Annotated in this window: 9 protein-coding genes and 1 rRNA gene; 8 read left to right on the top strand and 2 right to left on the bottom strand. The window is 40.1% G+C overall.

The window, feature by feature from the left end:
• Both rnpA and rpmH read right to left on the bottom strand, forming a co-directional pair.
• The gene (rnpA, locus tag B6A27_RS16375; RefSeq protein WP_044745200.1) at positions 1 to 351 is read right to left on the bottom strand and encodes a ribonuclease P protein component; all 351 of its coding nucleotides are present in this window, start codon (positions 349 to 351) and stop codon (positions 1 to 3) included.
• 78 nt (positions 352 to 429) lie between these two features.
• Positions 430 to 564, bottom strand: coding sequence for a 50S ribosomal protein L34 (gene rpmH / locus B6A27_RS16370; protein ID WP_003397591.1), 135 nt, complete (start codon positions 562 to 564; stop codon positions 430 to 432).
• A 512-nt stretch (positions 565 to 1076) separates the two neighbouring features.
• Here rpmH and dnaA point away from each other — a divergent pair.
• The 8 genes from dnaA to B6A27_RS16330 all read left to right on the top strand — a co-directional run.
• Positions 1077 to 2426: a chromosomal replication initiator protein DnaA gene (dnaA, locus tag B6A27_RS16365; protein ID WP_044745145.1), complete on the top strand. Its 1350-nt coding sequence runs from the start codon at positions 1077 to 1079 to the stop codon at positions 2424 to 2426.
• Between the two features lie 172 nt (positions 2427 to 2598).
• Positions 2599 to 3735 (top strand): DNA polymerase III subunit beta, encoded by a 1137-nt coding sequence (gene dnaN / locus B6A27_RS16360; RefSeq protein WP_080862673.1) that lies wholly within the window; start codon positions 2599 to 2601, stop codon positions 3733 to 3735.
• 112 nt (positions 3736 to 3847) lie between these two features.
• On the top strand, positions 3848 to 4069 hold the full coding sequence (gene yaaA / locus B6A27_RS16355; RefSeq protein ID WP_044745199.1) for a S4 domain-containing protein YaaA: 222 nt from the start codon (positions 3848 to 3850) through the stop codon (positions 4067 to 4069).
• Positions 4070 to 4080: 11 nt separating this feature from the next.
• Positions 4081 to 5211, top strand: coding sequence for a DNA replication/repair protein RecF (recF, locus tag B6A27_RS16350; protein ID WP_080862672.1), 1131 nt, complete (start codon positions 4081 to 4083; stop codon positions 5209 to 5211).
• Between the two features lie 32 nt (positions 5212 to 5243).
• Complete coding sequence (gyrB, locus tag B6A27_RS16345) at positions 5244 to 7166, top strand: DNA topoisomerase (ATP-hydrolyzing) subunit B (protein ID WP_044745142.1); 1923 nt, start codon at positions 5244 to 5246, stop codon at positions 7164 to 7166.
• 240 nt (positions 7167 to 7406) lie between these two features.
• Positions 7407 to 9878: a DNA gyrase subunit A gene (gene gyrA / locus B6A27_RS16340; protein ID WP_080862671.1), complete on the top strand. Its 2472-nt coding sequence runs from the start codon at positions 7407 to 7409 to the stop codon at positions 9876 to 9878.
• A gap of 98 nt (positions 9879 to 9976) precedes the next feature.
• Positions 9977 to 11089, top strand: a complete 1113-nt coding sequence (locus tag B6A27_RS16335; RefSeq protein WP_066150835.1) for an HD-GYP domain-containing protein — start codon at positions 9977 to 9979, stop codon at positions 11087 to 11089.
• A gap of 818 nt (positions 11090 to 11907) precedes the next feature.
• Positions 11908 to 12595 (top strand): 16S ribosomal RNA (locus B6A27_RS16330); the annotation flags it as partial.

Raw genomic sequence — 12595 nt, 5'->3', positions numbered from 1 at the left:
TCAAAAAGAATGATTCTCTAATACTCCAGCTTTTTTCAGCACATGCATTAAGCTTTTTTTCACTTCCGCATAATTCATTTCAGAAACAGGCCGTCTTGCAATAATCACATAGTCCTTTGCAGTAGCAACCTGATCTCGCAATTCTAGAAAAGTCTGGCGAATATAACGCTTTACTCGATTCCTGACGACCGCTTTTCCAATTTTTTTACTTACGGACAAACCAATCCGAAAATACGGCTGCTCTGGCCGATCCAATACATAAATGACAAATTGACGATTGGCCATGGAATGGCCTTTTTGGAATACTTGTTGAAATTCCTCATTCTTTTTTATGCGGTATTTTTTTTTCATCCCCAATCGCAACACTCCATATTCTTCCGTAGGTTTGGGCAGACAGCTTAGAAAAAAGACCACTGAGGTTTCAGTGGCCTACGCGGATAATACTTTTCTTCCTTTACGGCGGCGACGTGCAAGCACTTTACGTCCGTTCTTTGTGCTCATGCGTGCGCGAAAGCCGTGAACTTTACTGCGTTTGCGCTTATTTGGTTGATATGTGCGTTTCATTATATGACACCTCCCTGAGGAATAACTGTTACAGGCAGTCTTTCTAATTATATTGAACAATTTAGTGAAATGTCAACCGTTCCAGGTGGATCTTTCAGTCACTTTTTATCCTGTGGATATATTTTCTCTTGCTTTTCATTTATTCACAACATTTATCGACATTTTTTTCACAACTTCTTACCATGTGGATAATAATTTTCCACAGTGTATGGGCGTTGTGGATATTTATCAAAAATCATTGCAACACGCTAGTTTATTTGATATCATATTCTTGTTTTCACTCTGGATTATTCTTGTGTATAATTTTTTTATCCACAAAATGTGGATAATGTGTGGACAATTTGTTCACGGTTGTAGAAAAAGCTATCCACACTAAGTGGATTCTGTCGAAATGTCGTTTTCCTTCCTAATTATATTATTTTTCCACAGCGTATTTTTATAAATTTATATGCATCGCTAAAAAAGTTGTACAAAGATTGAACAACCCTTTGTGTAAAAAGGAGGGCCAACGGGTGGAAAATATTGATGATTTATGGAATAAGGCGCTTGCGGAGATCGAAAAAAAAATCAGTAAACCCAGCTTTGAAACCTGGCTGAAATCAACGAAAGCTCACTCCCTAAAAGGTGATACACTCGTCATTGTAGCCCCAAATGAATTTGCAAGAGATTGGCTGGATTCCCGCTATGCTCATTTAATCGGCGAAACCATTTATGATATCACTGGAGAAGAGCTAACTATTAAATTTATCATTCCTCACAACTCGAACGAGGAAGATATCGATCTTAAACAGGTGACGAAAAAGCAACGTAAATTGGATGATGAGCAGGTAGATTTTCCGCAAAACATGCTAAATCCAAAATATACATTTGATACGTTCGTCATCGGATCCGGAAATCGTTTTGCCCATGCCGCTTCCTTAGCAGTAGCAGAAGCGCCAGCAAAAGCATATAACCCTCTTTTCATATATGGAGGAGTCGGCTTGGGAAAAACCCATCTCATGCATGCGATCGGCCATTATGTGATTGAACATAATCCATCAGCCAAAGTCGTTTATTTATCTTCTGAAAAATTTACTAATGAATTTATTAATGCAATTCGTGACAATAAAGCCGATGACTTTCGCAACAAATATCGAAATGTTGATGTCCTATTAATTGATGATATTCAGTTTTTAGCTGGAAAAGAACAAACACAAGAAGAATTTTTCCATACATTCAACACGCTTCATGAAGAAAGTAAACAAATCGTCATTTCTAGCGATCGGCCGCCAAAGGAAATCCCAACTCTTGAAGACCGCCTGCGTTCACGATTTGAATGGGGACTTATAACCGATATAACTCCTCCAGATTTAGAAACGAGAATTGCTATTCTTCGCAAAAAAGCAAAGGCAGAAGGCTTCGATATTCCGAATGAGGTTATGCTTTACATCGCTAATCAAATTGATTCCAACATTCGTGAACTTGAGGGAGCTCTCATCCGAGTTGTGGCATATTCATCGCTTATTAATAAAGAAATTAACGCGGATCTTGCTGCAGAAGCACTAAAGGATATCATCCCAAGCTCCAAACCGAAGGTCATCACCATTCAAGATATTCAACGCGTAGTCGGGCAGCATTTCAATCTCAAGCTGGAAGATTTCAAGGCGAAAAAACGAACAAAATCGGTTGCTTTTCCGAGGCAAATCGCTATGTACCTATCTCGGGAGCTGACGGACTGTTCTTTGCCAAAAATCGGTGAAGAATTTGGAGGACGCGACCATACAACTGTGATCCATGCTCATGAGAAGATTTCAACTTTGCTGCAAACGGATGTGCAGCTGCAGAAACAAATAAAAGAAATTCAAGAAAAATTGAAACATTGATAGATAGTGTGAATAATATAAAAAGTTGTGCACAGTCTATCCACATGTGGATGACTGTGTTTCCTTTGCGATTTTTCGGCTTATCCACATGTTAACAGCTACTATTACTACTATTACTTATTTTTTATATAAAATAAATTTACTTTTATTCTAGTTTAGGAGGGTGCGATTCGTGCGACTTACCATTCAAAAAGATCACTTAGTTCGTAGCGTTCAAGATGTCATGAAAGCTGTTTCTTCACGCACAACGATCCCGATTCTTTCTGGTATTAAAATGGTAGCAACTGTTCAAGAAGTCATACTGACTGGAAGCGATTCAGATATATCGATTGAATCATCTATTCCAGCTGAAGAAGAAGGAACCATTATTGCAGAAGTCCTGCAACCAGGCAGTATTGTATTACCGGCTCGTTTTTTTGCCGAAATCGTTAAAAAACTTCCAGAAGACAACGTCGAAATAGAAGTTCAAAATCAATTTGTTACAATCATCCGTTCAGGAAAAGCGGAGTTTAGCTTAAACGGCTTAGATGCAGAAGAGTATCCAAGACTTCCACAAATTAAAGAAGAGAATGTGTTCAAACTTCCAACGGATTTACTAAAAACGATGATTCGTCAAACGGTTTTTGCGGTTTCTACTTCAGAAACGCGACCGATCTTGACAGGTGTAAACTGGAAGGTGGAGAATGGAGAGCTGATCTGTATTGCAACAGATAGTCATCGCCTTGCTTTGCGGAAAGCAAAAATCGAAATGGATGCAAGTCTAGGCTATAACGTGGTTATCCCTGGGAAGAGCTTAAACGAATTAAGTAAAATTCTTGATGACAGTAATGAAAATGTAGAAATTGTCATTACAGAAAATCAGGTTTTATTTAAAACGAAACACCTTTTATTTTTCTCGCGATTGCTTGATGGAAACTATCCTGATACGTCCCGCTTAATTCCGGCAGATAGCCAAACAGACGTAATTGTGAATGCGAAGGAGTTTTTCCAAGCGATTGACCGCGCTTCTTTGCTTGCTAGAGAAGGAAGAAACAATGTGGTTAAATTGACAACATTACAGGATGGCATTGTAGAAATTTCATCGATATCCCCAGAAATCGGGAAAGTTACTGAGGAGATCCAGAGCGAATCTGTCGAAGGGGAAGAGCTAAAAATTTCTTTCAGTGCTAAATACATGATGGATGCTCTTAAAGCACTGGAGGGAGCTGAAATCAAGATCAGCTTTACCGGAGCCATGCGTCCATTTGTTCTTCGTCCACTACACAGCGATTCCATGCTCCAGCTGATCTTACCAGTCAGAACGTACTAATGTATAATAAAGCTGCTAGAACTACTCCGACTCTCTAGCAGCTTTATTTGCTATTGATCAATTTTTTAGTAAAATGAAGTGATGGACATTTTTTTGAAGAGCGGTGAAAATGATGAAACAAACGATAGAGATCACAACGGAAACGATTACTCTTGGCCAATTTTTAAAGCTTGTGCAAGCGATTGATACAGGCGGTATGGCAAAATGGTTTTTACAAACAAAAGAAGTATATGTCAACGGCGATAGAGAAAATCGTCGCGGACGAAAACTGAAGCATGGGGATGTTGTCGATATTCGCGATTTCGGAACTTTTATGGTAAAAGGTTTGGAGTAGGTGAAGAATCTTTGTTTTTAACACATCTATCGTTAAAAAATTACCGGAATTATATCAGCCAGGAGTTGTCGTTTACGAATAAAGTCAACGTGATTTTGGGAGAAAACGCGCAAGGAAAGACGAATTTGATGGAAGCTATTTATGTTTTAGCGATGGCTAAATCTCATCGGACATCAAATGATAAAGAATTGATTCGTTGGGATGAGGAATATGCTAAAATAGAAGGGAAGGCCGTTAAAAAAAATGGGCCGTCAACTTTGCAGCTTGTGATTTCAAAAAAAGGGAAAAAAGCAAAAATAAGTCATATTGAACAAAAAAAATTAAGTCAATATATCGGACACATTAATGTGGTTTTATTTGCTCCTGAAGATTTGCATTTAGTCAAGGGCGGGCCGCAAGTAAGACGACGTTTTATTGATATGGAAATGGGGCAGATTTCCCCTGTTTATATGCATGATTTAAGCCGCTACCAAAAGATATTGCAGCAGCGGAATCATTATTTGAAGCTGTTGCAAACGAAGCAGCATCATGATGAAGCTGTTTTAGATGTATTAACAGAACAGCTGATAGAGATTGCCGCGAAAATTACATTAAAGAGATATGAATTTTCCCAGCTGCTGCAAAAATGGGCTGAGCCCATTCATCGCGAAATCAGCCGGGGATTGGAAAAGCTGCAAATCCAATATCATCCTTCTGTTCAGGTATCAGAAGAGCTGGAATTGTCGAGAATAATAGAAGCATATACTGAAAAATTTGTTAAAATAAAGGAGAAGGAAATTCAGCGAGGTACGACACTTGCTGGTCCTCACCGTGACGATTTGTCATTTGATGTCAATGGAAGAGATGTACAGACATTTGGTTCACAGGGACAGCAAAGAACAACAGCTTTATCGATCAAATTGGCCGAAATTGAACTGATCTTTTCTGAAACAGGCGATTATCCCATTCTTTTATTAGACGATGTACTTTCGGAACTGGACGATTTTCGGCAAACACATCTGCTTAACACCATCCGCCAGAAAGTTCAAACCTTTGTTACTACAACAAGTATTGACGGAATTAAACATGATGTCATAAAGGAAGCAGCGATCTATCAAGTGAGTTCCGGTCATATTTGTTCCCCGGACACCGGGGATGTTTGATCGTTTTTCAAAGGAAAGCGTAGGTGATTAACATGACAATGGAACAAAAAATCGAACATATGTATGATGAACGGCAAATTCAGGTATTGGAAGGCCTTGAAGCTGTACGGAAACGGCCAGGTATGTATATAGGATCAACGGGTCCCAAAGGCTTACATCATTTAGTTTGGGAAATTGTTGACAATAGTATTGATGAAGCGTTGGCTGGGTATTGTACAGAAATCTCTGTAACAATCGAAAAAGATAACAGTATTACCGTGGTTGACAATGGTCGTGGTATTCCAGTCGGCATTCAAGAACAAATGGGTCGACCGGCTGTTGAAGTCATTATGACGGTGCTCCATGCCGGCGGAAAATTTGGTAGCGGCGGATATAAAGTATCTGGAGGGCTTCATGGAGTTGGTGCTTCTGTTGTAAATGCCCTGTCACAAGAATTAGAAGTATTTGTTTATCGTGAAGGAAAAATTCATTATCAAAAATATGAACGCGGGATTCCTTGTGCGGATTTACAAGTTATTGGCGAAACGGATCGGACAGGCACTACTACTCGGTTTAAACCAGATCCTGAGATTTTTACCGAAACGACAGAGTATGATTACGAGACGCTGGCCACTCGATTACGGGAATTAGCCTTTTTAAATCGAGGGATTAAAATTAGTCTTGAAGATAAACGAGACGAAAACCGAAAGAACGAATACTATTATGAAGGCGGAATTAAATCATACGTTCAACACTTAAACCGAACAAGAGAAGTGCTTCATGATGAGCCTATTTATATCGATGGGGAACGAGATGGAATTTCCGTTGAGATCGCCTTGCAATACAATGACAGCTACAGCAGCAATATTTATTCGTTCGCTAATAACATTCATACACATGAAGGCGGAACACACGAATCGGGTTTTAAAACAGCATTAACCCGTATTATTAATGATTATGCACGCAAACACCACATTTTTAAGGACAATGATGCTAACTTAACCGGGGAAGATGTGCGGGAAGGGCTCACGGCGATTGTTTCTGTGAAGCATCCTGCGCCGCAATTTGAAGGGCAAACAAAGACGAAACTTGGAAATAGCGATGCAAGAACAGTAACAGATGCCATCTTCTCAGAGCAGTTTGAAACCTTTTTGCTAGAGAATCCAACTGTTGCCAAGAAGATCATCGAAAAAGGAATGATGGCGGCGCGTGCCCGTTTAGCGGCAAAAAAAGCGCGCGAGCTAACGCGGAGAAAAAGTGCTCTTGAAATATCCAATTTGCCTGGGAAACTGGCAGATTGTTCTTCAAAGGATCCTTCTATTAGCGAATTGTATGTAGTAGAGGGAGACTCAGCGGGCGGATCTGCGAAACAGGGACGAGATCGCCATTTTCAAGCGATTTTACCGTTGCGCGGAAAAATTATCAATGTTGAAAAAGCCCGTCTAGATAAAATTTTATCGAACAATGAAGTGCGAACAATTATAACAGCGTTAGGAACAGGAATTGGTGAAGATTTCGATATTACAAAAGCAAGATATCATAAGATCATCATCATGACGGATGCCGATGTCGATGGAGCGCATATTCGGACGCTGCTGCTAACGTTTTTTTACCGTTATATGCGGGAAATTATTGAAAAGGGATACGTTTATATTGCTCAACCGCCTCTTTACAAAATTCAGCAAGGCAAGCGGGTGGAATATGCCTACAATGATCGTCAACTAGAGCAAGTCTTGTCCGAACTGCCAGAAACTCCAAAACCGACCATTCAACGGTATAAAGGTCTTGGTGAAATGAATCCTGAGCAGCTATGGGAAACAACCATGAATCCTGAAACGCGGACGCTGCTTCAAGTAAGCCTTCAAGATGCGATTGAAGCTGACGAGATATTTGAGGTTTTAATGGGAGACAAGGTTGAGCCAAGAAGACAATTTATTGAGGAAAACGCAAAGTATGTCAAAAATCTAGATATTTAAGATGGATGTTTGAGAATCGATTTCTATATCTACGGAACATCGGTTTTGATGGTTTTTGTCATTGATATGCATAAAGAAGCAATGCCCAGATCTATCCAATATCGGCAAGAACACCTTGCCGACGTGGATGAAAAGAAAAGTGTTGGCTTCGTATAGGTTAATCGTTCATTATGTATTGGAGAGTGTTCAAATGCCACCCTCCCCATCTGGAAAATGAGTTTATAAGGGAGGTACGTAAACATGTCAGAAAATCGTAATCCTCGAATTCGCGAAGTGAATATCAGCCAAGAAATGAGATCGTCATTTCTTGATTATGCTATGAGTGTTATTGTTTCAAGGGCTTTGCCAGATGTTCGGGATGGATTAAAGCCAGTCCATCGTCGTATTTTATATGCGATGCATGATTTAGGGATGACAGCGGACAAACCTTATAAAAAATCAGCACGGATTGTTGGTGAAGTGATCGGGAAATATCATCCGCACGGTGACGCAGCTGTTTACGACACGATGGTGCGGATGGCTCAGGATTTTAACTATCGCTATATGCTGGTGGATGGACATGGTAACTTCGGTTCTATTGACGGCGATGCAGCCGCAGCCATGCGTTATACAGAAGCAAGAATGTCTAAGATATCGATGGAGCTGTTGCGGGATATCAATAAGGACACCATTGATTACCAAGATAACTATGATGGATCGGAAAAGGAACCGGCGGTGTTACCATCGAGATTTCCTAATTTGCTAGTCAATGGATCTTCAGGAATTGCAGTCGGAATGGCGACAAATATTCCTCCCCACCAGCTGGGAGAAGTAATTGATGCGCTTTTAGCCTTAAGTCAAGATCCGGAAATGACCGTTGCTGAATTAATGGAATTTATACCGGGACCTGATTTTCCTACTGCCGGACAAATTATTGGGCGCAGCGGAATCAGGAAAGCATATGAAACAGGAAGAGGCTCAATTACCTTAAGAGCGAAAGTGGAAATTGAGCAAAAAGCAAATGGGAAAGAAACGATCATTGTTCAGGAGCTTCCTTATCAGGTGAATAAAGCCAAGCTGATCGAGCGGATTGCTGAACTTGTACGCGAGAAAAAAATCGATGGAATCACCGATTTGCGTGATGAATCGGATCGCAGCGGCATGCGAATCGTAATAGAGGTTCGAAAAGACGCTAATGCCAAGGTGATTTTAAACAACTTGTATAAACAAACAGCACTGCAAACAAGCTTTGGAATCAATATGCTTGCGCTCGTGAATGGAGAGCCAAAAGTTTTAAACCTAAAAGAGTGTCTGATGCATTATTTAGATCATCAAAAGATCGTCATTCGCCGCCGGACAGCTTATGAGCTGAAAAAGGCGGAAGCGAGAGCTCATATTCTTGAAGGGCTGCGCATCGCTTTGGATCATTTGGATGAAGTGATCCATTTAATTCGGCACTCACAAACGACAGAAATCGCTAAACAAGGTTTGATGCAAAAATTTTCACTTACCGAAAGACAAGCACAAGCCATTTTAGATATGCGCCTGCAACGATTAACAGGGTTAGAGAGAGAAAAGATTGAACAAGAATACCAAGAGTTGGTTCAGTTGATTGCCCAACTTAAAGAGATTTTAGCGGATGAAGAAAAAGTGTTGCAAATTATTCGTGATGAGCTCACAGAAATAAAAGAGCGATTTAATGATAAACGGAGAACCGAGATTGTAAGCGGAGGCATTGAAGAATTTGATGATGAGGATCTGATTCCTTGTGAAAATATTGTCGTGACGCTCACGCATAAAGGCTATATTAAACGCCTTCCTTTATCTACCTACAAAAGTCAAAAGCGTGGCGGCCGAGGAATTCAGGGAATGAACACAAGCGAAGACGATTTTGTGGAGCACCTTTTGATCACGTCAACCCACCATACCATTCTGTTTTTTACAAATAAAGGGAAAGTATATCGTTCGAAAGGATACGAAATTCCTGAATTTGGACGAACAGCTAAAGGAATACCAATTATTAATTTATTAGAAATCGATAAAGATGAATGGGTCAATACAATTATTACGATCGACCAATTTGACGATAATTCCTTTTTGTTCTTTACGACAAAAGAAGGAATTGCTAAACGCTCTCCGCTATCTTCGTTCGCCAATATCCGCAATAATGGCTTGATTGCCGTTAGCTTGCGTGAAGGAGATGAGCTTATTTCTGTAAAATTGACAGATGGTTCTAAACACGTGATCGTTGGAACGAAACATGGTATGCTCATCCGCTTCCCTGAAACAGAGGTGCGAACAATGGGAAGAAATGCAACGGGGGTTAAGGCAATCACGTTAGAAGGTGGCGATGAAGTAGTCGGAATGGAGATTCTAGAGGAAGATCATGATGTGCTTGTAGTAACGAAAAACGGGTACGGAAAACGCACAGGGGCTTCAGAATATCGAGTGCAAAGTCGTGGCGGAAAAGGGTTAAAAACATGCAATATTTCTGAAAAAAATGGCACAGTTGTAGCTGTAAAGACTGTAACAGGCGAAGAAGATCTTATGTTGATCACCACCAATGGCGTTTTGATCCGGATTGCTGTCAGCGATATTTCGAGAATGGGACGGAATACGCAAGGAGTTAAATTGATCCGGCTATCAGGTGATAATGAACACGAATATGTTGCCACAGTTGCAAAAGTACCAAAAGAGGAAGAAAAGGAAGCTGAGGATAGACAGGAAGACTAATGAATTAACATTGCTGATTCGAGGAACAGAGCCCGCATCCTCGAGTCAGCTTTTTATAATACACGGGGAATTGTGTCTTGTTAGACTGGGGGAATAAAATGATTCGTGTCAAAATTAATCAGTTACAAGAAGGATGTATTCTAGCAGCCGATGTAATTGGAAAAACAAAGAAAACAATTATTCCTAAGAACACTGTATTAACTCCGTTGCTTTTAAATGTGTTGGAAAAATTTTTGATTGAAGATGTTTATGTAGAGCCGGTATTAGCAAATGGCCAACCCTTTAGGCCTCTAGAAATTATCGAGGTAAAAAAGGAAAGCGATGAGCAAAATAATGAAAGCACGGAAGATATTATGGCTCTTTATTTAAAAGCAGTACAACGATACAAAAAAGCATTTCAATCTTGGCAGTCAGGTTCTCCTATTGATGTTGGAGAAATTCGTTCAATTATTATTCCTTTGCTTGACCGTTTTATCGATAATCGAACAGAACTGCTTACCCTATATCGTTATACAACGAAAGAAGATTATTTATACCATCATGCGGTCTGTATCGGGTTATTGTCAGGGTTTTTAGGGAAGCATCTGAATTATGGAAAAGGAGCATGTTATCAAATTGCTCTAGCAGGGATTCTTTGTGATTGTGGTATGGCTAAAATTAATGAAAAAATTATTATGAAAAAATCCGCTCTTACGGCTGAAGAGTATAAAGAGGTAAAGGAACATACCATTTTAGGATATAAGATGGTTCAGAAAATCCCTGTTTTACAGGAAGGAGTAAAATTAGCTGTTTTACAGCATCATGAAAGAAATGATGGAAGCGGATATCCGTTTGGGATCAATGACAAGCAAATTCATCCATATAGTAAGATTGTTTCCGTAGCGGATGTATATCATGCCATGGTTTCTGAGCGTCTTTATCGGAAAAAAGAATCGCCGTTTAAAGCGCTTGAACAAATTCAAGTAGATAACTTTGGGAAACTAAGCATGGAAGTCATACAAATCTTATTGAATCATTTAACAATGTTTTCGGTCGGCACAAAGGTGAAGTTATCCAATGGCGAAATGGCGGAAATTGTGTTTGTTCAAAGAGAAGAACCGACGCGGCCTATTGTTAAAACAGTTGATGGAAATGAGTTTATTTCATTAAGCGAACAACGTCATCTTTTTATCGAAGAGGTCATTTATTCGTCTGAGATGGATGGAGAATAAATATTTTAGTAAGCAAACCATCTCTATTTTTCCCATTCCTTTTTTGATGATGCGATCATGAGTAGCAAGCGTTAAATGATATCTATGCTTAGTCAGCAGATTAGAGACTTACGAATCGAAAAATTAGCATTAATTTAGATAAATCATAATTTGCGCCTTGTATTTCTTTCAAGTGTTAAGCAGTTAAAAAATAGAGGATGATTTTAAAAGGAGTAGAAATACTTTTAGTTTTATCAAAGAAGATCTAGCCATAATCAATACAAATCTTTAAAAAGGGTAGATAATGTATTCGGCGGTCGGAGATCAAGTCCGGGGGTGTTTGTATCATATAAATATGTGACAGCGGGCCGACCGTTGAAAAACAATAAAAACCTCTGAATTAAAGATATAATCGTTAAAAAGTCAGGTTTCGCTTTTACAGATTTTTTATGTTCAGTTGATGGTAGCGGAGGTGTATACGTCGTTTGTTCATGTTTTCTCAAATAGGGGTACACTTTTTTAGTTAAACTTTTATCCAGTATGGATTTAATTCTAAAGAAGTAGACAGAAAAGTGACCATTTCGCTTTTTCTGTCTCATAGACAAAGAAGTAAAAAAGAAAAAAATACTTGATTAATGTAAGGTATATAAGTATAATAAAAAATGTCCGTGAAAAACGAATGAATAAAATAAAAAAAGATTGACATTAGCTGATTGATTTGTTATTATTTAATAGCTGCTTTATTAGAACAATGTTCTTTGAAAACTGAACAAAACGAAGCGTTAATCGAAAAATTTCGGTATGGTCAACCGAAATTTAAATAATAGCCAATCAACTTTCTTTTGGAGAGTTTGATCCTGGCTCAGGACGAACGCTGGCGGCGTGCCTAATACATGCAAGTCGAGCGGACCGAATAGAAGCTTGCTTCTGTTTGGTTAGCGGCGGACGGGTGAGTAACACGTGGGCAACCTGCCCGTAAGACGGGGATAACTTCGGGAAACCGGAGCTAATACCCGATAACCCTGAAGACCGCATGGTCTTTAGTTGAAAGGCGGCTTCGGCTGTCACTTACGGATGGGCCCGCGGCGCATTAGCTAGTTGGTGAGGTAACGGCTCACCAAGGCGACGATGCGTAGCCGACCTGAGAGGGTGATCGGCCACACTGGGACTGAGACACGGCCCAGACTCCTACGGGAGGCAGCAGTAGGGAATCTTCCGCAATGGACGAAAGTCTGACGGAGCAACGCCGCGTGAGCGAAGAAGGTCTTCGGATTGTAAAGCTCTGTTGTTAGGGAAGAACAAGTGCGGTTCGAATAGGGCCGTACCTTGACGGTACCTAACGAGAAAGCCACGGCTAACTACGTGCCAGCAGCCGCGGTAATACGTAGGTGGCAAGCGTTGTCCGGAATTATTGGGCGTAAAGCGCGCGCAGGCGGTTCCTTAAGTCTGATGTGAAAGCCCACGGCTCAACCGTGGAGGGTCATTGGAAACTGGGGGACTTGAGTGCAGAAGAGGAGAGCGGAATTC

It is taken from the genome of Anoxybacillus sp. UARK-01 (assembly GCF_002075365.1).
In the GTDB taxonomy this organism is placed as follows: domain Bacteria; phylum Bacillota; class Bacilli; order Bacillales; family Anoxybacillaceae; genus Anoxybacteroides; species Anoxybacteroides rupiense.
This window is presented reverse-complemented; position numbering and strand designations above follow the sequence as displayed.